Below are 23,009 nucleotides of genomic sequence, written 5' to 3' on the forward strand. Positions count from 1 at the left end.
GGGTCGCGGGTCAACCGGCCAGGCCGCCGTCGACGGCGAGCGTGGTCCGGGTGACGAAGCTGCTCTCGTCCGACGCCAGGTAGACGACGGCCGCCGCGATCTCCTCGGGGACGGCGTGGCGCTTGAGCGGGAGGAGATCGTCGAACACGGCGGCGGCCGCGGCCTGGTCCAGCCCGGTGGCCGCCATCTCGATCTCGTCCTGGAACGCCGTCGAGGTCGGCCCGGGGTGCAGCGTGTTGACCCGGATCCGGCGCGGGGCGATCTCGGTCGCGACGGCCCGCATCAGCCCGACCTGCGCGTGCTTGGCCGAGATGTACCCGCAGAGCCCGCCGAAGCCCATCAGGCCGACGACGCTGGACGTGATGACGATGCTGCCCCCGTCCTTCATCACCGGGAGCGAGTGCTTGATCATGTGGAACGCGCCGGTGACGTGCACGGCGAGGGTCCGGCTGAAGATCTCGGACGGGTAGTCGACGACCCCGCTCACGGCCCCGCTGATCCCCGCGTTGGAGAACAGCACGTCGAGCGGGCCGCCGAGGGTGGCGGTGGCCGCGCCGATCGCCTCGACCACGGCCGCCTCGTCGGTCACGTCGGCGACGGCGCAGCCGTGTGATGCCCCGAGCTCGGCGACGGCGTCCTTCAACCGGCCCTCGTCCAGGCCGACGAAGGAGTAGCCGTTCGCGACGTGCCGTTCCACCGTGTGCACGCTGATCCCCAGCCGCCGGGCGATCTCCTTGTTGGCCGATCCGCCCGCGACGAGGTCGAGGATCTCGCGCTCCCGCTCGGTGAGGGCGGGAGCGGTCGCCGTGCGCAGGGCGCGCCTGCTGGCGGCCTCCAGGACCGGCGCGCCCCATTCCTGATGCCGCCGGACGGCCCGGTCGAGCAGGCGCCTCGCGTCGGCCTCGTCGCCGAGGACGGCCGCGACGGTTCCGAGGTAGTGGTCCACCGCGCCCATCCAGACGACCAGCCCCTGGAGGACCAGGGTGCCGCTGTGGGGTGTCAGGGCCCGGCGCAGCGCCGCCGCGGCCGGGCGGTGGCCGAGGAGCACTGCGGTCTCGGCGAGCTGGGTGAGCGCGGACATTCGCAGCGCGTCGAAGGGGATGGCGGCGCAGTCGTCGGCGGTCAGCGCCTCGAGCTCGGCGGCCGCGTCGGCGCGGCGCCCCGTCGAGGCGTGCAGCAGGGCGATGCCGCACCGCAGCGTGACGAGCCGCGGATACGCTGCCGCGGCCGCGTACAGATCGTCCGACGCCTCGGAGGCGCGCCCGGACCGACGCAGGACGAAGAACCGTTGGGCCGCGCCGTACATCGGTGCCGGGCGCGCGCCGATCCGCGCGCTCGGCCTCCTCGTGGGCGAGCCGGACGCGCGCGTCGCGCGCCGCGACGACGGCGAGCCGGGCGGCCCGGGTCCGTTCCCGTGGCGTGCGGACGACCCGCGTCGCGTGCTCGGCCCGTTCCGCGGCGGTCAGCACCCCGTCCGGGACGTCGGCGAGGCGATCGTGCAGGCGTGCCCGCCGGTCGGGGGCGAGCCGGTCCTCGACGGCGTCGCGGACCAGGACGTGGGCGAAGCGGTACCCGCCGGGGACCGCGCGCAGCAACCCGGCCGTCACGGCCGGGGCGAGGGCCGCGTCGGCGACGGCCTCGTCCGGGAGATCGAGGAGGTCCGCCAGCAGGTCGGGCGGGACGTCGCGCCCGATCACGGCCCCGGCGGCGAGCGCGTCGCGGGTGCGTCGGGGCAGCCCGTTGGTCCTCGCCTCGATGGTCGCGGCGACGGTGGGCGGCACCGGGGTCGCGTCGGGCAACCGCAGGCGTACCGCCGGACCCCGCGACATCGCCGACGACGTGAACCGCGGCCGGTCTCCCGGCCGCGGCAGCACGTCAGAGCGCGGCGGCGGCCGGGATGACGTCGCGGCCGAAGCGCCGCACCCGGTCGAGCTCCCAGACCTGCGGCAGCTTCCCCTGGATGGAGTCGACGCCGAGCGCGGCGAGGCGCTCGAGCGTCGCGAGGAACTCGTCGGTCTTCTCGCCGTCGTCGCCGAGGTCCAGCACGACCTGGACGGTCTTCTCGATCTCGTCGTAGTCGCGGCCCTCGCGCTCGCAGTGCCCGCGCAGCACCTCGAGCTTGTGCTCCAGCTCGGGCGAGTTGATGATGTTGCACGCATCGGCGTACTTCGCGACCAGCCGCAGCGTCTTCTTCTCCCCGCCGCCGCCGATGAGGACCCGGGGCCGGTGCAGCGGAGCGGGCACGTTGAGGGTTCGCTTCAGCTGGTAGTGCGTGCCGTCGTAGGGCCCGTCGGCAGCGGGGTCCCACATCTGCCGGCAGATCTGGAGCGTCTCCTCGAGCATCTCGAACCGCTGCGCCAGCGGCGGGAAGTCGAGCCCGAGCCCCGCTGCCTCCTCGGCGTTCCATCCCGCGCCGACGCCGAGCCACGCCCGGCCGCCGGAGAGGACGTCGAGCGTGCTGACCAGCTTGGCGAGCAGGCCCGGAGCCCGGTAGCTCACCGCGGTGACCCAGCTGACCAGACCGACGCGACTGGTGCGGGCCGCGATGTAGCCGAGGGTCGTGTACGCCTCGAGCATGTCGTGCTCGGGCGGACCGTGCGCGGCGATCTGCCACACGTGGTCCATCATGCTGATCCGCGCGAAGCCGGCCTCCTCGGCCGTCGTCACGATGCGGGTGAGGTCGTCGGCGAGCGCGCCGGGACCGTTCGGATACGTGAGATCCGAGAGATGCAGACCGATCTCCATGGCGTCACGCTAGCCCGCGCGGGGCGTCCCACCGAGCCGGGCGGCCCGCCTGCACGGGATGTCCGGAAATCCTGCGTGGCGGAGCAAAGAGAAGTGAATTCATTTCTTGACCGCGGCCCTCGACGCGGCGATGCTCCGACGATGCAGCGGACCTACGAGACGATCGTCTACGCCGTCGCCGACCACGTCGCGACGATCACCCTGGCCCGGCCCGAGCACCTGAACACGATCGTCCCGCCGATGCCCGACGAGGTGGAGGCGGCCGTCGCCGACGCGGTGCGCGACGACGAGGTCAAGGTCATCGTCGTCCGCGGCGCCGGCCGGTCCTTCTGCGCCGGTTACGACTTCGGCGACGGCTTCCACCACTGGGACGAGTGGCTGTCGACGGACGGCGCCTGGGACCCCGGGCGCGACTTCGTCCTCGCCACCGCGCCCGCGATCGCGCCGACGCAGAAGTTCATGAGCATCTGGCGTGCACCGAAGCCGGTGATCGCGCAGGTCCACGGCTGGTGCGTCGGCGGGGGCAGCGACTTCGCGCTGTGCGCCGACATCGTCGTCGCCAGCGACGACGCGGTGATCGGCACCCCGTACAGCCGGATGTGGGGCAGCTACCTGTCCGGCATGTGGCTCTACCGGCTGGGGCTGACCAGGGCCAAGGAGTACGCGCTGACGGGCGCGGCGCTGACCGGCCCCGAGGCCGTCGCGATGGGGCTGATCAACCGGTCGGTGCCGTTCGCCGAGCTGGAGACGACGGTCCGGGCCACGGCCACGAGGCTGGCCGGCATCCCGTCGTCGCAGCTCGCGGCGATGAAGCTGATCGTGAACCAGGCCTACGAGAACATGGGCCTGGCATCGACCCAGACACTGGGCCCGATCCTCGACGGGTTGATGCGCAACACCCCCGACGCGAAGCGGTTCATCGACCTGGCCGAGCGCGACGGCGTGCGCGCCGCGGTGGCCCGGCGCGACGGCGACTTCGCCGACTACAGCCAGGCACCGCCCGAGCGGCGGCCGAACCCCGACCACGTCATCGAGCTGTGAGCCGGGGGCCGACGGCCGGGCAGGCCCCCGGGCACACTCCCGGGCACAGCCCCAAGGGTGAGCGGACGCGACAGCGGCTGCTCGCGCTGGCACAGGAGATGCTCGCGGAGGGCAGCGCACTCGAGGTCACGGCGCTCGCCGAGCGCGCCGGGGTCTCCGCGAGCGTGCTGTACCGCTACTTCGACGGGAAGGACGGGCTGGTCGCGGCCGTCGTCCACGCGTTCTACGACGAGTACGACGCCGCCGTGTTCAGCACACCGGCCGGGCCCGGCCGCGGCTGGCTCGAGCAGGAGGCCCTGCGGATCGAACGGGAGGTCGCCTTCCTGTACCGGCATCCGCTGGGCCGCGCCGTCGCGGCCGGGCTGCTGCACGAGCCGGCCGCGACCCGCGCGGACGCCGAACGGCAGCGGGTCCACGAGGCCGCGGCCGCGCGCAACATCCGGCGGGCCCAGCGCGCCGGCGAGCTGCCCGGGTCGATCGACGCCGGGCTCGCCGGCGCGGTGATCATCGGCGCCCTGCGCTCCGCGCTCGGCGAGGCGCTCGGTCGCGCGGCCCCACCGCCGGAGGCGGCGGTCGCGGAGATGGTCCAGGCCGTCGGGGAGACCGTCCTGCGGTCCCGGCTCGCCAGGGACTGACCGCTCGAAGGCCAGGGGCGGCACGGCCGCCCTCATCCGACGGCGCGCTCCGCCGTCCGGCGGCGACGGACGGCCCTCACCCCGTGGTGGACGAGCCCGGCGGCCACCACGACCCAGATGGCGAGGGCGTCCCAGAACACCACCAGCGCCACCGTTGTGAGCGGCTCCAGGGGCCAGGTCCGCGCGGTCGCGGCGGAGGCGGCGGCGAACATCCCCAACGGGAAGACCGCCGCCCACCACGCGTCGCGGTAGGTGAGCAGGCCCGGGATCTTCCCCGCCGTCCACACCTGGGCCCCCAGCAGCGGCACCAGCCAGGCCATGGCGGCGACCTGCGCGGCCACGGTGAGACCGTGCGCGGCCGCCGCGCCCGCCGTGACGTCGAGCGCGGCCAGCGCCGCCTGCACGTGGTTGCCGGTCAACGCGCTGATCGCGAGCGCGCCCATCAGCACCCAACTGTCGGGGGTGACCTCGGCGGGGACGAGGGGCGCGGACACGAGCCGCCAGATCACCAGTGCGACGAGAACCAGGTAGAGCAGGATCGCGAGCAGCCACGGCGCCGCGGCCGCCGCGACCAGCACCGGTGTGCCCAGCCGCACCGCGAGGGCGGCGGCCGCGATGGCGAGCCCGGAGGTGGCGACGGAGACGAGCAGCCACGCGCCGTGCACCTGGTCGCGCAGCTGCGACGGGCGCCGCGCGCCGACGTCGCGCACCGCGATGGGCAGCAGGACCAGCCACACGGCGAACCCCGCCGCCGCGAGCAGCTCCACCGCCCAGCCGGGACCGCCGAAGAGCTGCTGCACCGCCGCCGAGAGCACCGTGAGCGCCGCGACGAGGGTGAACGCCCGCAGCACGACGTCCGGTGCGCGGAGCTCGCGTGCGCTGCGCCGGAGGCCGCGGACACCGACGGCGAGCCACCCGACGAGCACGACGAGCGCGGCCGCGGCCACCGCGAACAGGACCAGGGCGAGGGGCCGGTAGTGGCTCTCCGCCGCGGCGACCGCGAGAATCGCGCTGGCCATCACCACCGCGAACGCGTCCGGCGGCGGCCCGTGGCGGATCACGTCACCGGTGTTCGTGACGCCACCACGGGGCCCGCGGCCACCCGATGTCGGCTGACGGGTCCGTCATGTTCTCGCCCACCCCTCGACCGGGCCTCCACGCGGGCCTCCACGCGGGCCCGATGCTACGGGCGCGACGTCGCCGCGCCCGCACGCTGGCCGGGCGTGCCCTCATCCGGTGGCGACGGTGAGCCTGCCGATCGTCGCCGCGTGGTCCGGATGGTCGGCCGGGACGACCGCCGACGACACCGCGGTCCAGCACGACGGGCAGCAGTACTGGCGGAAGACCACCTCGGCGTCGACGTAGTCCGCCGCCGTCGCGACGATCTGGGGGCCCGCCTCGGTCGGCGCGCCCTCGTACACGGCCAGCGCCAGCGGGCCGTCGGCGGTGTCGCCCAGCACCTCCGCGCAGTGCGCGCAGGCGATGGTGGTGCCGCTGCCGCCGGCGACCTCGACGAGGTTGTCGTCGACGCGCCTGGCCGAGCCCAGGTCGGCCTTGCCGCCGGTCCGCCCGGTCACCCGCGACCGGTCACGCCGGACGTCGCGCAGCCGCGCGCGCTCGGCGGCGGTGGCCGTCTCGTCGACCTCGCCGTCGGCGACCACCACCCCGTACACCGCGAGCGCGGCAGCCGTGGTGATCTTCTGTTCGCGCAGGTCGCGGGCGACGGCCTGCGGCTCGCGGGCGAGCGGGTCGCCGTAGCCGCCACCGCCCTGCCACGTCATCGAGAAGACCTCCCCGGGAGCGAGGTAGCTCGACGCGTAGTTCTGCCCCGGTTCGAGGGTGTCGCTGATCTCCGCGAGCTCCGACGGCATCGTCCCGGCCGCCAGCAGCTCGGCGACCCGGCTCCGGCGCGCGACCACGTCCAGGCCCGTGTTGCCCGGGTGGCCACCGGAGAGCCCCTGGTTCTGGGTGACGGCCTTGCCCGCCGACGCGAGAACCAGGCCCATCGGGATGCTGGTGCCGTGCGGGGTGAAGGCGACGGACGCGCCCAGCCCGCCGCGGTGCCGCCCGGGCCCGCCGGAGTCCGGCACCTCGCGACGCCACAGCGCGAGCACCGGGTAGAGGAACTCCGTCATCTCGACGTCGGGCACCCGGCCAAGCGGGATGCAGAAGAGGCCGCCGGTGTCCATGCCGTCGGCGTGCGGACGCGCGCCGTAGCCCCCGGCCATGGGCTCCATGAGGATGTTCAGGAACGGCGCGGGCTGCTCACCACGCTCGTCGAGCCCCGCGATGACGGCGGTGTCCCAGGTGCCGCAGCAGGTCGCCTGGACGTTCCGGCCGAGCTCCAGGTCGCGGTCGAGCATCTGCGACAGGCACTCCGCGACCAGGCTGCCGGTCAGCCACGCGGGCCCGATCGGGCCGCGGCCGACCGCGGCGGGGAACGTCGCGTTGTTGAGCGTCCCCTCCTCGGTCACGAGGTCGAAGCACCGCATCAGGCCCCCCGCCGACCACGGGATGTCGTTGGCCAGGATGGGCAGCAGCGCCAGCATCACCCCACCGCGCATCCCGGCGTAGGTGCAGTTGATGACGCCGGCCTGCGGATCGGTCCCCGTGAAGTCGAACTCCAGGTGGTCGCCGGTCTTCGTCGTCGTGACGGTGATCTTGTGCAGCCCTCGGTCGCCCTCGTGGGACTGGTCCTGGTAGCCGGTGGCCGACCAGGACCCGTCGGGCAGGGCGGACAGCTTGGCCCGCAGCCGCGACTCGGCGTCGGACATCATCCGTTTCATGACGGCCTTGACCGTGTCCGGGCCGTACTGCTCGATCAGAGCGTGCAGCCGCTCGGCGCCGACGTTGTTGGCGCCGATCTTGGCCCGCAGGTCGAGCCCGATCAGCATCGGGACGCGCGAGCGACGGACCCACAGGTCGGCGACGTCGCGCTGCAGTCGGCCGCCGCGCACGACCTTGACCGGCGGGGTGGGCAGCGACTCGGAGAACACGTCCTGCGCCGCGGGCGAGAACGAGCCGAGGCCGACGCCGCCGAGGTCGGGCTGGTGGGCGATCGCGCTCGTCCACGCGAACAGCTTCCCGTCGTGGAAGACGGGCTGGTAGACCATGACGTCGTTCTGGTGCAGGCCACCGCCGACCCAGGGGTCGTTGGTGAGGAACATGTCGCCGGCCTCGATGCCCGGGTTGGTCGCGCGGTGGCGCAGCGTCCAGTAGATCGCGAGGTCGACGGCGCCCACGAGCATCGTGTTGTAGAGCCCGACCTGGACCTCCTGGCCCAGCTCGTCGGAGATCGCGAAGTCGAAGTCGTTGGCGTCGGTGACGATCGGCGAGCCGGACATGCGCTTGAGCGCCTCGCCCATCTCGTCGGTGACCGACCACAGCCGGTGCCGAACGACCTCGTAGGTGAGCGGGTCGAGCGCGTCGATCTGCTCCTGGGTGACGCTGTGCACCGGCAGGCTCGACGGGAGCGAGCGGGCGAGCTCGCCGGGATCGACGGGACGGCTGGAGAAGGCCTCCGAGCCAGGGATCGGCATGGTCATCTCAGGCACTCCCCACGGGGTCCTCGCGGCGGTCAGGGCGGATGGTCAGGCTGCCGAGCTCGTCGACGGTGCCGGTCGTCCCGCCGGGGACGACGACGGTCGTGGTCGGCACCTCGACGATCGCCGGGCCCGTCAGGACGTGGCCGGCTCGCAGCTCGCGGTAGTCGTAGACCGGCGTGTCAACGTAGCCCCGGCGCGTGTCCAGGCAGACGGGCCGGGTGGCCGCGGGCTCGGCCGGGCCGGTCGCCCCGGGAACGAGCGGGAGCTCGGGGCTGAACGGCAGGACCCCGACACCGCGGACGCGGAACGTGATGGCCTGGATGCCTGCCTCGCGGAAGCCGGCGTCCTTGCCGTACAGCTCGGCGTAGCGCGCCTCGAACGCCGTGGCCGCGTCCTCGATCGCGGCGATGTCCAGCGGGCCGTTCGCGACCGGGGTGGTCACCTCGGCCAGCTGCATCGCGTAGCGCATGTCGACCTCGCGGTGCAGCTCGACGGTCTCGAAACGCACGCCCTGGCGTTCCAGCCCGTCGCGCACCCGCTGCTCCAGCACGGCGAAGTTGTGCTCGGCCCGGGCCGGGTCGAACGGGACGACCGTCGGGTCCGAGAGCTCGGCGGCCAGCACGATGTCCGACGACGCCAGGCCGAACGCCGAGAACGCGGAGGCAACAGGGCCGAGCGGGACGACGACCTCGCCGACCCCGACCTCGGCGGCATAGCCCGCACAGTGCGCGGGGCCGGCGCCGCCGAAGGCGTAGAGCACGAAGCCGCGCGGATCGTGCCCCGCCTCGACGACGGTCTTGCGGAGCAGGTCGCCGGTCTGGGCGTTCTGCACGGCGTAGATCGCGGCCGCTGCCTCCTCGACCGTCAGGCCCAGCGGCTTGGCGATCTGGGTGTCGATGGCCTGGCGCGCGAGCTCCAGCGACAGCGGCTTGCGGCCGCCGATGAGGCCTCGCTCGGTGAGGATGCCCAGCACCAGGTTGGCGTCGGTGTTGGTGGGTTCGGTGCCGCCGCCCCCGTAGCAGGCGGGCCCCGGGACGGCCTGCGCGCTGCGCGGGCCGATGCGCAGGTTGCCCCCGGAGTCGAGCCACGCGATGGCGCCGCCGCCGGAACCGATCGCGTCGACCCGCAGGGTCGGCACGTTGATCGGATGATGGTTGATCACCGTGGTCGTGTCGCGCACCGGCTCGCCGTCGACGATCAGACCGGCGAGGAACGTGGTGCCGCCGACGTCGGTGGAGATGATGTTGCGATGGCCGAGCTGGCGCCCCAGCGCCGCGGAGCCGACGACGCCCCCGGTGAGTACCGAGCCGACCGTGCTGATGGCCGAGGCGGGCGCCTCGGCCGCGGCGACCGCGCCGCCGTTGGACTGCATGACGAGCAGCGGTCCGGTGAGCCCGTTGCCGCGCAGCGACGACTCGAGCGCGCCGAGGTAGTCGCGCAGGCCCGGGCCGATCTGGGTGCTCATGATCGTGGTCGCGTGCCGTGCGAACTCCCGGATCCTCGGGCTGACCTCGCTGGACAGCGCGACGAACAGGCCGGGGTCCTCGTCGGCGATCAGCTCGCGCAACCGCTGCTCGTGGACGTCGTTGCGGAACGACCACAACAGCGAGACCGCGATCGCCGCCACCCCGTCGGCGATGAGCGACCGGATGGCCGCACGGGCCTCGTCCTCGTCGAGCGCCACCACGACGTTGCCGTCGCGGTCGATGCGTTCGGTGACCTCCAGCGCGTGCCGTTTGGGCACCAGGCCGTGGTCCTTGGCCTGGCCGAGGACGTTCTGCAGCTCGTGCGGCGCACGGCCCAGGTAGCGGCCCTCGACGTTCATGATGAAGATCGAGTCGCGGTGGCCCTTGGTCGTGAGGAAGCCGACCGGCGGGACGTTGCGCATGACCAGGGCGTTCAGCGACGACGTCGTGCCGTGGGCGATGTGGTGGGTCTCGGCCAGCATCTCCTGCAGGCTCGTGCCGAGCTGGTTGGCGAGCAGCTCGAGGACGTCCAGCACCCCCCGGGAGTAGTCCGGGGGCGTCGACGGTGACTTCGCGGCGATCACTGTCCCTGCGTCGTCGTCGAGCACGGCGTCGGTGAACGTGCCGCCCACGTCCACGCCGATGACATAGGCCATGTCGGGCGCTCCTTCGCGCGATCGGGTTGCTGACTGTGGCGTAGACTATTCGACATCAATGCTGAGGGCAATCTTGACTTTCGGCCCGCACGTGTCGTCGAATAGTCGACGATGAAGTCAAAGCGGCAGCGCGCCGCCACGTCGAGGCGAGGCCACGGAGGTAAGGGGATGCAGCTACGCCGGGTCGCGGTGCTGGGCGGAGGCCCGGGGGGTCTCTACGCAGCGCGGCTGCTCAAGCTGGCCGACCCGGCGTGCGAGGTCGTCGTCCACGAGCAGGGCGATCCCGACACGACCTTCGGGTTCGGCGTCGGCCTCGCCGCCGGGACGCAGCGCAAGCTCGAGGCGGCCGACCCCGACACGCTGCGCGAGATCGCGGCGGCCGGCCTGCGGCACAACATGACCATGCGGGTCGGGCCGGCGGTCGCCCGGGTGGTCAACGACCGGCTGATCGGCATCGCGCGCACCGAGCTGCTCGCGGTGCTGCAGCGACACGCCGAGAAGGCCGGCGTCGAGCTCCGGTTCGGCACCCGGTGCGCGGCCGCCGATCTCGACGCCGACGTCGTCGTCGCCGCCGACGGGGTCAGCAGCGCGACCCGCGAGAACGGTGACTTCGGCGCCCGGATCGACGTCGGCAAGGGCCTCTACCTCTGGTGCGGCACCGACTTCGCGCTGCCGGACGCGGTCTTCGCGCCTGTGACGACCGAGCACGGCACGTTCGTGACGCACGCCTACCCCTACTCGGCCGACCGCTCGACGTTCCTCGTCGAGACCGACGAGGACACCTGGCGCCGCGCGGGCTTCGACGTCACGACGGCGGCGCTCGAGATGGTGCCGCCGGCACCCGACGCCTCCGACGAGACGTCGCTGCGGTACCTCGAGTCGATCTTCGCCGAGCTGCTGCGCGGGCGTCCGCTCATCGGCAACCGCACCCGTTGGCTGCGGTTCCGGACGGTGCACGCCGCCCGTTGGTCCGACGGCAACACCGTCCTGCTCGGCGACGCCGCGCACACCGCCCACTTCTCGATCGGCTCCGGCACCAAGCTGGCCATGGAGGACGCGATCGTGCTGGTCGAGCAGCTGCGGACCGCCCCGGACCGGGCCACCGCATTCGCCCGGTACGAGGAGATCCGCCGGCCGGCCGTCGCCCGGTTGCAGGAGCTGGCCAGGCGCAGCCGGCTGTGGTGGGAGTCGTTCCCGGCGCGCATGCACCTGCCCGTCGAGCAGCTGATGGTCGCCTACATGTCCCGGGCGGGGAACGTCCCGCTCGACCGTTTCGCCCGGTCGAGCCCCGACGTGGTCGGGCCCGCCCTGCGGCAGTACGCCGGTGGTCGGCCCCACGTCGACCCGGCGGGCGGCGATCTCACCGGCTGGGTCCTCGGGCGCCCGCTCACCCACGGCGGCAGGCGGTTCGCGGACCGGACCACCGTCCCGACGCTCGCCCGGATCGAGTCCGACCTCGACGACCCCTGGTCCCCCGACGGCGACGCCGTCGTCGCGCGGGCCCGCGCGACCGACGGCGTCCTGCTCGCCGGGCCCGCGACCCGCCCGGCCCTGCTCACCCGTCTGGACCTGGCCGAACGGGTCCGGCTCGAGACCGGCACGCTGACTGCGGTGGAGGGACCGGCCGCGCTGCGCGACGATCTGGCCGTCGGGCTCGTCAGCGGCCGCACCGACCTGGTGGCGCTCATCGAGGAGACCCCGTGACACTCGTTCCGCACCCCCCGTCCGACGTGCGGCGCTACCGTGACGCCGGCCTGTGGGGCACCGCGACGATCGCGACCGAGTTCCACCGGATCGCACTGCTCCACCCGGACCGCGACGCCGTCGTCACCACGGCCGGGAGACTCACCTTCCGCGAGCTCGACGAGCGCACCGACCTCGTCGCCGCGGGCCTGGCCGGGCTCGGGCTGCGGCCCGGTGACCCCGTGCTCTTCCAGGTGACCAACCGGATCGAGAGCGTCGTCGCCTGGTACGCCGTGCTCAAGGCGGGGCTGGTACCCGTCGCGACGCTCGCCGCGCACCGCGGCCACGAGATCGGCGGGATCAGCCGCCGGGTCGGCGCGGTGGCGCACCTCGTGGAGGCCGGCCTCCGCGGGTTCGACCTGGTCGGGTTCGCCCGGGAGCAGCAGCGCGACCACCCGACCCTGCGCCACGTCCTGGTGATCGGGGACGACGCCCGCGGCGTCGGGCTCGACTCCCTCGGCGCCGGGATCGACCCGCGTGGGGCCCGCGCGCTCGTCGAGACGATCCAGGCCGGCATCGACCCGGACGCCGTCGCGGTCCACCAGCTCTCCGGCGGCACCACCGGCGTCCCGAAGGTCATCCCGCGGCTGCACGCCGAGTACTGGTACAACGCCGTCGAGTACGCGCGCTCGTGGGGCTGGACCGAACGGACCCGCGTCGCGCACCTCATCCCGATCATCCACAACGCGGGCGTCGTCTGTGCCGTGCACGCCCCGCACAGCGTCGGCGCGTGCCTGGTACTGGCCACGCCGGACCTCGACGAGGCGCTGCCGCTGATGGCCCGCGAGGCCGCCACCCACGTCCTGCTCGGGCACGGCCACTACCGCGCGGCCGACCACCCCGACTTCGACGCGGCCGTCAAGGCGGTCACGCAGGTCGTCCTGTCCGGGGCGAAGGTCCCGCCCGCGCTGTTCGACGGCATCGAGGCCCGCGGACTGTGGTCCGGCCAGCTGTTCGGGATGGGCGAGGGCCTGTTCCTGACGACCCGCCCCGGCACCTCCCGGCTCGCCCGTGCGACGACCGTCGGCACCCCGTTGTCACCGCTCGACGAGATCCGCATCCTGGAGCCCGGCACCGAGACCCAGGTCGCGTCCGGCGCGGTCGGCGAGCTGGTCTGCCGCGGCCCGTACACGCTGCGCGGCTACTACGACGCCCCCGAGCACAACGCGCGCGCCTTCACCCGCGAGGGCTTCTACCGCACCGGCGACCTCGCCGCGCTGGTCGAGATCGAGGGAGAGCACCACGTCCGCATCGAGGGCCGCATCAAGGACCTCATCAACCGCGGCGGCGAGAAGATCAACGCCGAGGAGGTCGAGCTGCTGCTGCTCCGCCATCCGCGGGTCACGGCGGCCGCCGTCGTGGCGATGCCCGACCCGCGGCTCGGCGAGCGGACGTGCGCCTTCGTCGTCGTCGACGGCCCGGAGCTGACCCTGCCCGAGGTGCAGGAGCACTTCGCCGCGCTCGACGTCGCCAAGTTCAAGTGGCCCGAGCGCGTCGAGCACCTGACCGAGATCCCGCGCACGCTCGTCGGGAAGCTGGACAAGAAGCGCCTGGCCGCGGAGATCGCGGACATCCTCGACGCCGAACGGACGGGACGGTCGTGACCCATCGCATCGGGCTGGTCGTCCCCAGCTCCAACGTCACCGTCGAGACCGAGATCCCCGCGCTGCTGTCGCGGCACGCGGAGTCGTTCTCCTTCCACTCGAGCCGGATGCGCATGCACACGGTCTCGCCGGAGGAGCTCGCGGCGATGAACGCGCAGCGCGAGCGGTGCATCGACGAGCTGGGCGACGCCCGGGTCGACGCCGTGCTCTACGCCTGCCTCGTCGCGATCATGGCCCAGGGCCCGGGAGAGCACCGGCGCGTGGAGACGGCCGTGCGCGAGCAACTGCCGGACGCGCAGGTCCTCTCCAGCGCGGGCGCACTCGTCGACGCGCTGACGGCGCTGCGCGCCGGGCGGGTCGCGCTGGTCACGCCGTACGTGCGGCCGCTGGCCCGGCAGGTCGTCGGCTACCTGGAGGCCGAGGGCTTCGACGTCGTCGACTGGGCGGCGCTCGAGGTCGACGACAACGCCGAGGTCGGCTGCATCCCGGGCGAGCGGGTCATGGAGGCGGCCCGCGGCCTGGACCTGACCGGTGCCGACGCGCTCGTCCTGTCCGCGTGCGTGCAGATGCCCTCGCTCGCCCTCGTCGACGACGCGGAACGCGAGTTCGGGCTGCCGGTCCTGTCCGCGGCCACCGCGGGCGCCCACTCCCTGCTCACCGGCCTGGGCCTCGACCCGGTGCTGCCCCGCGCGGGCTCGCTGCTGGCGAGGTCGCGCTGAGCCCGGCACCCGGCCACCCGAAACACCGACGTCTGACATGGAGGTAGTGATGAGCGAGCTCGACCACCGGGTGCGAGGGGTCGACCACGTCGCGTTCCCGACCTTCGACCCCGCGGCCACGGTGCACTTCTACCGCGACGTGCTGGGGTTCCCGGTCGTGCACTCGATCTGCGCGGCGGGCTGGGGCCCCGAGCAGCACCCCGACTTCATCCACTTCTTCTTCGACATCGGCAACGACGACCGGATCGCGTTCTTCTACTACTTCGGCACCGACCCGTCCGTCGGCGGGCCGCGGGGGGCGAAGGGGGACGTGTACGGCCGCTTCGCCGCCGACGTGCCGGAGTACTTCGTGCGGTCGCGGCACCTGGCCATCCACGTCGACGGCGAGGAGGACCTCCTGGAGTACCGGCGCCGGCTCGACGCGAGCGACTGGCCGGTGGAGATGCAGATCCAGCACGAGACGATCGAGTCGATCTACACGCACGACCCGAACGGCTACTTCTTCGAGATCACCCGGGCGCTGCGGCCGGTGACCCCGCAGGAGGACCTCGACGCCGGGCTGACCATCGACGCGCTGCTCGACGTCGTGTCCGGCCCCGATCCGACGTTCGGAAAACTCCTGGCGCGCAAGGCCGAGCTGATCGTGGAGCGGGCCGCCGGGTGGGCGCCGGCCTCGACGGGACCGGCGTCGTGAACACGCTCTACGTCCTGGACGTGCCGGAGAACATCGCCGTCCCGAAGGTCGCCGCCGAGGACCCGGCGGTGACGGTCGGGCGGCTCGGGCCGTACTTCGTGATCTCCGCCGACCAGCCGATCGTGATCGACCGGCGAGCCGTCGGGGCCCGGCACGCAGTCTGGTACTCCTGCGTCGCCGGGGTCGCTCCGGGTTCCGCGATCACCAAGCACGACAAGGACGCCCTGCGTGTGGAGCCCGCGTGAGCGCCCCCGTGCGGCACGGCCGGCTGGGCGCGGGCCGGTATCTCGCCGCGGGTGAACGCCCCGCCGCGACCGTGACCTCGGTGCACGAGCTGACCACCGTCGACGGCGCGTCGGTCCGTGGCGTGCTCGCCACCGTCCCGGGCGCGCGGACCGTCGTGACGCTGATGCACCCGCGCCAGGACGTCACCCACCACCCGCTCGTCCCCCTGCTGCTGCAGGCGGGCGTCGCTGTCTGGACGCAGGGGTCGCGATCACCGAACAACGACCTCACCCTCGTCCACGAACAGGCCCTGCTCGACGCAGCTGCCGGACAGGTGTTCCTGCGTGACAGGGGGTTCGACTCCGTCGTCACGCTCGGGCACTCCGGTGGCGGGGCCCTGTTCGCCTTCTATCACGAGCAGGCCGGCCGCGAGCCCGGGCAGCGGATCGCGACCACCCCCGGCGGGCGGCCGACGAGGCTCGCCGACGCGGTCATGCCGGTCCCGGACGCGGCCGTGTTCCTCGCCCCGCACCCCGGCCAGGGCCGGCTGCTGCTCGGCTGCATCGACCCGTCCGTCGCCGACGAGCACGACCCGCTCTCGGTCGTCCCGGAGCTCGACCCGTTCGACCCCGCGAACGGCTTCGCCGAGCCGCCCACCAGCGCGTCCTACGACGAGGACTTTCTGCGGAGGTACCGGGCGGCACAGCGCGACCGCGTCGCCCGCATCGACGCCGTCGCCCGCGAGTCGCTCGCCCGAACCGCGGAGGCCCGGGCCGCGTACGCGCGGACCGGTGCCGCGGCCGACCGCCGCCGGGCGCTCGCGCCGCGGATCCTCACCGTCTTCCGCACCGACGCCGACCCCCGGACCGTGGACCTGTCGCTGGATCCGAGCGAGCGGCCCTACGGGTCGCTGTTCGGCGCCCGCCCCGACCTGATCAACTACGGGCAGGTCGGCTTCGGGAGGCTCGCCACCCCGGAGGCCTGGCTGTCGACGTGGTCGGGGCTCAGCTCGAACGCCGGGTTCGTGCGCTGCGCCCCCGGCGTGACGGCGCCGACGTTGTTCATCGAGCTCACCGGCGACCAGGCCGCGTTCCCCTCCGACTCCCGGCGGATGGTCGAGGCGCTCGGCGCCGCCGACCTCACCCGCACCTCGGTGCGGGGGCTGCACTTCGGGGCCGCGATCGCCGACGGCGAGCCCACCGGGGCCGAGCTCGCCGCTGCCGAGATCGCCGACTGGCTCGGCTCCCGGTTCGCGACCGCCCCACCCACTCCCGGCCCGAACCAGAGACGCTGAGCCCGCGCCCGGGATGAGGCCCGGCCGCGCTCCCCCTTCCGCGCGCAACCCCACTGCTCTCCCGGCGCCTCGGGTTCAGGGGGTGGTCGCAACACCGGTGGTTACTGGCCGCGACAGTAGTCGGGTCAGTCTTTCCCCGGGGGTGTCCCAGTCCAGGGTTTTGCGGGGGCGGGAGTTGAGCTTGTCCGCGACCCGGTCCAGATCGGCGTGGGTGTGCACGGACAGATCGGTGCTTTTCGGGAAGTACTGGCGCAACAGCCCGTTGGTGTTCTCGTTGCTGCCCCGCTGCCAGGGGCTGTGTGGGTCGCAGAAATAGACCGGCAACTCCAGCGCCATGGTGATCTCGGCGTGGCGGGCCAGCTCGATGCCCTGGTCCCAGGTCAACGACCGGCGCACCATCGCGGGCAGCACCCGCATCGCGGCGATCATCGCGTCCCGGACCTGGACTGCGCCGTGGCCCCCGGGCAGGTGCAGCAGCAACACGAACCGGGTGGTCCGCTCGACCAGCGTGCCGATCGCGGTCTCGTTGCCGGTGCCGAGGATGAGATCGCCTTCCCAGTGCCCGGGCACGGCCCGGTCGGTGACCTCCGCGGGCCGCTGGGAGATCATGACCTTGTCCCGGATCCGGGTCTGGTTGCGGTGTTGGCGTTGGTCGGGCAGCCGGTTCGGGCGGCGCAACGCCCGCCCGGTCCGGAGACACCCCGCGAGCTCGCGGCGCAGCTGCCCGCGGCCTTGGACGTAGAGGGCCTGGTAGACGCCCTGGTAGATGGTTTCGTGGGACACCCACATCTCCGGCCGGTCGGGGAAGTCTCGGCGCAGAGTCTGACTGATCTGCTCCGGGCTCCACTGCTGCTCGACCAGCCTGGTGTGTACGTGGGCGGCCAGCTCGGGGTGGGTGAGGAGTTTGGCGGGTGTGCGGCGGCGGGCGCGGGCCTCGGCTTTGGCCTGGGCCACCACCGCCCGGTACCGCAGCCGTTCGTGCTGGGGCCGGTCCCGGCCGCCGTGCGTGCCCGGGTCTGGCCCCAGGCGGTGCGGGCGCCCGTCAGGCAGCGGGGGCCGGCGTGGATAGCGCACGGTGCGGTTACGGGCCAGTTCCCGGCCGATGGTGGCGCGGTGGCGGCCCAGCCGCCGGGCGATCTCGGCCCGGCTGTGCCCGGCCGCCCAGCCCACGGCGATCTCTTCACGTTCGGCCAGGGACAGATAACGCCCGCCGGGCTCGGTCAGGTCCGGGATCATCCCACCAGACTCGACGACCCACCCCCGCCCGGCCGAGGCCGACACCCCCACCTCCGCGGCGGCCTGCGCGATCGTGGCCCCCGCCAACCGGGCCCTCCAGAACCGGCGGACCCGTTCCCGCGGCACCCTCGGCGGACCGATCACACTCATCACCCCAGCTCGACAGGGTGTTGCGACGAACCCTTGAATCCACCCGCAAATGTGCGACGGTGAGGTTGCGCTCGGGGTGGGGCGCGGCGCGGCCGGCCGTCGTGCTCAGGCCGAGGGTCCCCGTCCGGACCAGGTCCAGGCGTAATCGGGGTCCTCGGCGGCCAGACCGCCCTCGCCGAGCTCCAGCGGGAGGAACGTGTCGACCATGACGGCCAGCTCGTCGAAGAACTCGGCGCCGATCGACCGCTCGACCGCACCGGGCTGCGGCCCGTGGCTGTGCCCGCCCGGGTGCAGGCTGACGGAGCCCTGGCCGATGCCGGAGCCCTTGCGCGCCTCGTAGTTCCCGCCGCAGTAGAACAGCACCTCGTCGGAGTCCACATTGGAGTGGTAGTACGGCACCGGGATCGACAGCGGGTGGTAGTCCACCTTGCGGGGCACGAAGTTGCAGATCACGAAGTTCTCGCCCCCGAAGACCTGGTGCACGGGCGGCGGTTGGTGCACCCGGCCGGTGATCGGCTCGAAGTCGGCGATGTTGAACGTGTACGGGTAGAGGCAGCCGTCCCAGCCCACGACGTCGAACGGGTGCGCGGGGTAGACGTACCGCGTGCCGGTGATGCCGCGCGAGCCACGGTGCTTCACGAGCACCTCGACGTCGGTGCCGTCGTGGAGCAGCGGCTCGGTGGGACCGTGCAGGTCGCGCTCGCAGTACGGCGCGTGCTCCAGCAGCTGGCCGTACCGGGACAGGTACCGGCTGGGCGGCGCGATGTGCGAGTTCGCCTCGATCACATAGAGCCGCAACGGTTCCGAACCGGTCGGGAGCCAGCGGTGCGTGGTTCCGCGGGGGATCACGACGTAGTCGCCCTGCACGGCGGCCAGCGCGCCGAACACCGTCTCGACGGTGGCCGACCCCGACTCGACGTAGACGCACTCGTCGCCGGCGGCATTGCGGTAGAGCGGCGACGTCTCACCGGCGACGACGTAGCCGATCCGCACGTCGTCGTTGCCGAGGACCAGGCGTCGTCCGGTGATCGCGTCGACGGCCTTCCAGTCCGGCGGGGTGAGCCGGTGCAGCTCGAGGTGGCGCGGCAGCAGGGGCCGGTTCTCGGTGGTCGACTGATCGGGCAGGTCCCACGGCGTCGCGTCGACGATCGCCGACGGCACCCCGAGGTGGTAGAGCAGCGAGGAGTCCGAGCCGAAGCCCTCCTCCCCCATGAGCTCCTCGTAGTGGAGCTCGCCGCCGTCCACGGGGCGGTGCTGGGTGTGCCGCTTGGGCGGGACGTGACCGACGCTCCTGAAGAACGCCATGGCGGTCCCCCTCTCCGCCGCGAGCCGCGCCGCGGGGCCGCGCCGGCGTCGATCTGTTCGGCCTGTGCTGTTTCGCAGCGTAGCCCGATGCGAAGGCGACGGAAGGGGACGAGAAGCCCGTTCCGTGCGCATCTCCTCGTACGCTGACGCCGGACGACGGACGGGAGGCCTCGATGTCCACGACGATCCCCGAGGTGTCGGTCGCCGAGGTCATGGCGGAGCTCGCCGCCCTCGACGACCCGCGGATCCGTGCGGTCAACGAGAAGCACGGCGACGACCACGGCGTGAACCTGACGAAGCTGCGCGCCGTCGCGGCGCGCCTGAAGAAGCAGCACGACCTCGCCCGCGCGCTCTGGGCGACCGGCGACTCGGCCGGCCGGCTGGTCGCGTTGCTCGCGTGCCGTCCCAGGGCGTTCGAGCGCGCCGAGCTCGACGCCATGCTCCGCGAGGCACGCACCCCGAAGGTGCACGACTGGCTGGTGGGCTACGTCGTCGCGAAGAGCCCGTACGCCGAGGCCCTGCGGGTGAGCTGGCTCGCGGACCCCGATCCGGTGGTCGCGAGCGCGGGCTGGGCGCTGACGACGGAGCGGGTGGCCAAGAAGCCCGACGGCCTCGACCTCGCCGGCCTGCTCGACGTCATCGAGGCGGAACTGAAGGACGCGCCCGACCGGCTGCAGTGGGCGATGAACCACTGCCTGGCCCAGATCGGGATCGAGCACGCCGAGCACCGCGCCCGCGCGCTCGACATCGGCGAGCGCCTGCAGGTGCTCGCGGACTACCCGACGCCGCCGAACTGCACGTCGCCGTTCGCGCCGGCCTGGATCACGGAGATGGTGCGGCGCCGCGAGGGCTGACCGTCACCGACGGCACCGGATGCGGGCCGAAACACGGCCTGCCGCTCGGATTCGAGCGCGGGCGCGTCCCCGAGCGCGGTCGGGGTGACCGAGCAGGACGCAGCGGACCACGGCTGCCGACGTGCCGGGCCCAGGCGCGGGCCTCGTCGGACACACACGTCGAGACTGCGTCCGGAAGTAGAGAGAATCTGTCCTTGCGAGCGTGAAAACCTATAGCTACGATTGCAGGTATCGGATCGGAGCCAACCCCTCCGGTCCGCCATGCATCACTCGACCGCCGACACGAAGGGAGCCCCCGATGTTGATGCGTACCGACCCCTTCCGTGAGCTGGACCGACTCGCTCAGCAGGCCTTCGGCGCGGTCGGCACCTGGTCCCGGCCCAGCCCGGTCCCGATGGATGCCTACCGCCGCGACGACGAGTTCGTCGTCGAGCTCGACCTTCCGGGCGTCGCGCCCGACGCGATCGAGCTGTCCGTCGAGCGCAACGTGCTCACGGTCAAGGCCGAGCGGCGCCCCACCGCCCGCGGGGAGGACTGCGAGATGCAGATCGCGGAACGTCCCCTCGGCGTCTTCTCCCGGCAGCTGTTCCTCGGCGACGGCCTCGACACCGACCACATCTCGGCGAACTACGAGGCGGGCGTCCTGGTCCTGACGATCCCGGTCGCGGAGAAGGCGAAGCCCCGCAGGATCGCGATCTCCCACCACGACCACGAGCGTCGGGCCATCGACGCCTGAGGCCGGCCGTGGGAGCCGTCCTGGGGACGAGCCCGGCACCTCGCCGCCCGGACCTGCCCGACCAGGTCACGGTCGACCGGATCTTCGTCGCGATCGTCGAGTCGAACTTCCCCTCCGACGCGCCCGTCCCACGCCGGACGCCGCCGTCCGCAGCCGTCACGGTTCTGCGGGACCGGGGAGGCCGGGACTGGCAGTCCGGCGCCACCGGCACGGTGGCGCGCCGGCCGAGCCCGGCCTGTGTCAGCCGGGCGAGGCTGCGTCGGGAGCGCAGTCCTCCGGGTCGGCGCGGGGTACCGAACTGGTCGACGACCCCGGGAGGTGAGCCCGTACAGGCAGTCGTTCATCGTTCACACGTACCAGTCGTCCGACGGCCCGGCCGGGAGCCCGGCCGGGCCACACCCTGGAAGGTATGCACGTGCCGCCGTTGGAGATCGACGTCGCGCTCTCATCGATTCCCCGTCACGACAGCACCCTGCATCAGACCAGCGTGCGCAACGCCCTCGCGGCGATCCACGGGATCGACGGCCCGTTCGACGCGGTCGACGACGTGGATGTTCACGACGCGACCGTGCCTGGCGCCGGTGCGCTGCGCGAGCTCGTCGCGCTGCACGGGCTTCCACCCGACCGGTGAGCTCGTGCCGAGACCATCGGTGATCGCGCCTTCGGCGTGCGGCCCGGTGGCCCCGAGCTTGTCGCGGCCGCCCTCTCCATCAAGGACGCTGCGCTCCGCGTCGCCTTCGGCGACAGACCTTCGGTTTGCCCTTGACAACCCCTCGTTTACTTCGCATCGAGTCCAAGAGCGAATCTGCTCTCGCTACGAGGTGAGGTAGCGGATGACGGCAAGCACGCGGCGGTGGTCGTCGTCGGTGATCGAGAGGCCCAGGAGGTCGTAGATGCGCGAGACGTGCTGGACGACGGCCTTCTCGGAGATTCCGAGCCTGCGGGCGATGCCGGAGTTGGTGCGTCCCTGTGCGACCAGCTCGATGACGTCGCTCTGGCGTGGGGTCAACCGGGTGAGTGCGTCGTGGCCCGACCGTGCACGGCTTAGCATCGCCGAGACGACCTCGGGGTCGAGCACGGTCCCGCCGCCGGCGACGATGTCGAGGTCGCGACAGAAGCCGGCGACGTCGGCGACTCGTTGCTTGAGCAGGTAGCCGACGCCGGCCGGGCGGTCGGCGAGCAGCTCCTGGGCGTACTGGCGGTGCACGTATTGCGACAGCACGAGGACCGCGGTGGCCGGATGCGCCGCGCGGATCGCGATGGCGGCGCGCAGCCCGTCCTCGGTGTGCTCGGGAGGCATCCGGATGTCGGTGAGCACCAGGTCGGGCCGGTGGCGGGAGGCGTGGGAGACCAGGTCGACGGCGTTGTCGGCGACGGCCGCCACCTCGTACCCTGCTCCCTCCAGGAGCAGGACGAGGCCCTCGCGCAGGAGCGCCTCGTCCTCGCCGATCACGACTCGCACGGCAGCTCCACGCACAGCCGTGTGCCCTGCCCCGGCGGGCTCGCCAGACTCAGCCTGCCGCCGAGGGCCTCGACGCGGTCGGCGATCCCGCGCAGGCCGCTGCCCCTGTCGAGGTGTGCGCCGCCGACGCCGTCGTCACGGACCTCGATGCCCAGCCGGCGGCTGTCGTGGGCCAGGGTCACCCACAGCTTCTGCGCCCCGGCGTGTTTCACGGCGTTGGCCACGGCCTCCGCGACGCTGAAGTAGGCGGCGGTCTCGACGGCGGCGGGCAGGGCCGTGTCGTCGGCGGGCAGGCTCAGGGTGCTGGGCAGCGGGATCCGGTCGACGAGCTCCTGCACGGCGGCGAAGAGCCCGCGCTGGGCGAGCAGGGCCGGCAGAATCCCGTGCACGAGGCCGCGGAGCTCGGTGATCGCGGTCTCGGCGTCGGCCCGCACCGCCTCGGCCTGTTCGGCGAGGGGCGGGGCCGCGCGGACGGCGAGCTGCCCGGCGCGCACGGCGAGGACGACGAGGTGAGCCTGCAGACCGTCGTGCAGGTCATGGGCGAGACGGCGGCGTTCGAGATCGCCGGACTCCACGATGCGGGCCCGGGACTCCCGCAGGGCCGCGCGTCCCGCGAGCAGCTCGGCGGTCAGGCGTTCGCGTTCCATCGCCAGGGCGACCACGCGGCCGGCGGCGCGGACCAGCGCGGGGTCGGGCAGCACGACGGCGTCGTAGACGATCGCGCCCACGCGCTCGCCGGCGCTCTCGACCTCGACGGCCTTCCGCGGCGCGCCCTCCTCCGGCAGGACGGCCGAGGTACCGGCCGCGTCGGTGTGGCGGCCCTGCGCGGGCAGCCAGAACAACAGTTGCAACGACGGGTCGCCCAGCGTCACCGCGAGTGCGTCACGCAGCTCGCCGCG

The 23,009-nt window shown here is 73.1% G+C and carries 20 protein-coding genes; 11 read left to right on the forward strand and 9 right to left on the reverse strand.

The window, feature by feature from the left end; genetic code table 11:
- Window positions 1–10: 10 nt before the first annotated feature.
- Both PSED_RS31760 and PSED_RS31765 read right to left on the reverse strand, forming a co-directional pair.
- Entirely contained in the window at window positions 11–1,306 is a 1,296-nt protein-coding gene (locus PSED_RS31760) for an SDR family oxidoreductase (RefSeq protein WP_013678316.1), read from the reverse strand.
- Between the two features lie 569 nt (window positions 1,307–1,875).
- Window positions 1,876–2,745 carry an LLM class F420-dependent oxidoreductase gene (locus PSED_RS31765; RefSeq protein ID WP_013678317.1) on the reverse strand — a complete coding sequence of 290 codons (870 nt, stop codon included), beginning with the start codon at window positions 2,743–2,745 and terminating at the stop codon, window positions 1,876–1,878.
- A gap of 141 nt (window positions 2,746–2,886) precedes the next feature.
- On the opposite strand from PSED_RS31765, the gene PSED_RS31770 reads away from it, so the two are divergent.
- A complete protein-coding gene (locus PSED_RS31770; RefSeq protein WP_013678318.1) occupies window positions 2,887–3,786 on the forward strand; it encodes a crotonase/enoyl-CoA hydratase family protein in 900 nt (299 codons plus the stop codon).
- Entirely contained in the window at window positions 3,783–4,421 is a 639-nt protein-coding gene (locus tag PSED_RS31775; RefSeq protein WP_013678319.1) for a TetR/AcrR family transcriptional regulator, read from the forward strand. The genes PSED_RS31770 and PSED_RS31775 overlap by 4 nt, the downstream gene beginning before the upstream one ends.
- 32 nt (window positions 4,422–4,453) lie before the next feature.
- Here the strand turns inward: PSED_RS31775 and PSED_RS31780 are convergent, their stop codons facing one another.
- The 3 genes from PSED_RS31780 to PSED_RS31790 all read right to left on the reverse strand — a co-directional run bounded on the left by PSED_RS31780 (window position 4,454) and on the right by PSED_RS31790 (window position 10,088).
- On the reverse strand, window positions 4,454–5,482 hold the full coding sequence (locus PSED_RS31780; RefSeq protein ID WP_013678320.1) for an SLAC1 family transporter: 1,029 nt from the start codon (window positions 5,480–5,482) through the stop codon (window positions 4,454–4,456).
- Between the two features lie 168 nt (window positions 5,483–5,650).
- The gene (locus PSED_RS31785) at window positions 5,651–7,966 is read right to left on the reverse strand and encodes a hydantoinase B/oxoprolinase family protein (RefSeq protein ID WP_013678321.1); all 2,316 of its coding nucleotides are present in this window, start codon (window positions 7,964–7,966) and stop codon (window positions 5,651–5,653) included.
- A gap of 1 nt (window position 7,967) precedes the next feature.
- Window positions 7,968–10,088 (reverse strand): hydantoinase/oxoprolinase family protein, encoded by a 2,121-nt coding sequence (locus tag PSED_RS31790; RefSeq protein ID WP_013678322.1) that lies wholly within the window; start codon window positions 10,086–10,088, stop codon window positions 7,968–7,970.
- Window positions 10,089–10,256: 168 nt separating this feature from the next.
- Between PSED_RS31790 and PSED_RS31795 the strand changes: the two genes are divergently transcribed.
- The 6 genes from PSED_RS31795 to PSED_RS31820 are packed head-to-tail and all read left to right on the forward strand — an operon-like array spanning window position 10,257 to window position 16,367.
- Window positions 10,257–11,792: an FAD-dependent monooxygenase gene (locus PSED_RS31795; protein WP_013678323.1), complete on the forward strand. Its 1,536-nt coding sequence runs from the start codon at window positions 10,257–10,259 to the stop codon at window positions 11,790–11,792.
- The gene (locus tag PSED_RS31800) at window positions 11,789–13,435 is read left to right on the forward strand and encodes a (2,3-dihydroxybenzoyl)adenylate synthase (protein WP_013678324.1); all 1,647 of its coding nucleotides are present in this window, start codon (window positions 11,789–11,791) and stop codon (window positions 13,433–13,435) included. Before PSED_RS31795 ends, PSED_RS31800 begins: the two co-directional genes overlap by 4 nt.
- A complete protein-coding gene (locus PSED_RS31805; protein ID WP_013678325.1) occupies window positions 13,432–14,154 on the forward strand; it encodes a maleate cis-trans isomerase family protein in 723 nt (240 codons plus the stop codon). Before PSED_RS31800 ends, PSED_RS31805 begins: the two co-directional genes overlap by 4 nt.
- A 49-nt stretch (window positions 14,155–14,203) precedes the next feature.
- Window positions 14,204–14,848, forward strand: coding sequence for a VOC family protein (locus PSED_RS31810; RefSeq protein WP_013678326.1), 645 nt, complete (start codon window positions 14,204–14,206; stop codon window positions 14,846–14,848).
- Window positions 14,845–15,093: a hypothetical protein gene (locus PSED_RS31815; protein ID WP_041762979.1), complete on the forward strand. Its 249-nt coding sequence runs from the start codon at window positions 14,845–14,847 to the stop codon at window positions 15,091–15,093. The genes PSED_RS31810 and PSED_RS31815 overlap by 4 nt, the downstream gene beginning before the upstream one ends.
- On the forward strand, window positions 15,090–16,367 hold the full coding sequence (locus tag PSED_RS31820) for a hypothetical protein (RefSeq protein WP_013678328.1): 1,278 nt from the start codon (window positions 15,090–15,092) through the stop codon (window positions 16,365–16,367). Before PSED_RS31815 ends, PSED_RS31820 begins: the two co-directional genes overlap by 4 nt.
- Before the next feature lie 75 nt (window positions 16,368–16,442).
- On the opposite strand, the gene PSED_RS31825 is transcribed toward PSED_RS31820, so the two are convergent.
- The gene (locus PSED_RS31825) at window positions 16,443–17,753 is read right to left on the reverse strand and encodes an IS30 family transposase (RefSeq protein ID WP_013673246.1); all 1,311 of its coding nucleotides are present in this window, start codon (window positions 17,751–17,753) and stop codon (window positions 16,443–16,445) included.
- Window positions 17,754–17,858: 105 nt separating this feature from the next.
- Window positions 17,859–19,058, reverse strand: a complete 1,200-nt coding sequence (locus PSED_RS31830; protein ID WP_013678329.1) for a homogentisate 1,2-dioxygenase — start codon at window positions 19,056–19,058, stop codon at window positions 17,859–17,861.
- 173 nt (window positions 19,059–19,231) lie between these two features.
- Between PSED_RS31830 and PSED_RS31835 the strand changes: the two genes are divergently transcribed.
- From PSED_RS31835 to PSED_RS31845, 3 genes are all read left to right on the forward strand, one after another.
- Window positions 19,232–19,912 carry a DNA alkylation repair protein gene (locus tag PSED_RS31835; protein ID WP_013678330.1) on the forward strand — a complete coding sequence of 227 codons (681 nt, stop codon included), beginning with the start codon at window positions 19,232–19,234 and terminating at the stop codon, window positions 19,910–19,912.
- Between the two features lie 298 nt (window positions 19,913–20,210).
- Window positions 20,211–20,648, forward strand: a complete 438-nt coding sequence (locus PSED_RS31840; RefSeq protein WP_013678331.1) for an Hsp20/alpha crystallin family protein — start codon at window positions 20,211–20,213, stop codon at window positions 20,646–20,648.
- A 409-nt stretch (window positions 20,649–21,057) separates the two neighbouring features.
- Window positions 21,058–21,279, forward strand: coding sequence for a hypothetical protein (locus PSED_RS31845; protein WP_041760175.1), 222 nt, complete (start codon window positions 21,058–21,060; stop codon window positions 21,277–21,279).
- 183 nt (window positions 21,280–21,462) lie between these two features.
- On the opposite strand, the gene PSED_RS31850 is transcribed toward PSED_RS31845, so the two are convergent.
- Together PSED_RS31850 and PSED_RS31855 are read right to left on the reverse strand one after the other, a co-directional pair.
- A complete protein-coding gene (locus PSED_RS31850) occupies window positions 21,463–22,110 on the reverse strand; it encodes a response regulator (protein ID WP_013678333.1) in 648 nt (215 codons plus the stop codon).
- Window positions 22,098–22,982 (reverse strand): sensor histidine kinase, encoded by an 885-nt coding sequence (locus tag PSED_RS31855; RefSeq protein ID WP_013678334.1) that lies wholly within the window; start codon window positions 22,980–22,982, stop codon window positions 22,098–22,100. Before PSED_RS31855 ends, PSED_RS31850 begins: the two co-directional genes overlap by 13 nt.
- Window positions 22,983–23,009: the final 27 nt, after the last annotated feature.

The organism is Pseudonocardia benzenivorans CB1190 (assembly GCF_000196675.2).
GTDB lineage: Bacteria > Actinomycetota > Actinomycetes > Mycobacteriales > Pseudonocardiaceae > Pseudonocardia > Pseudonocardia benzenivorans.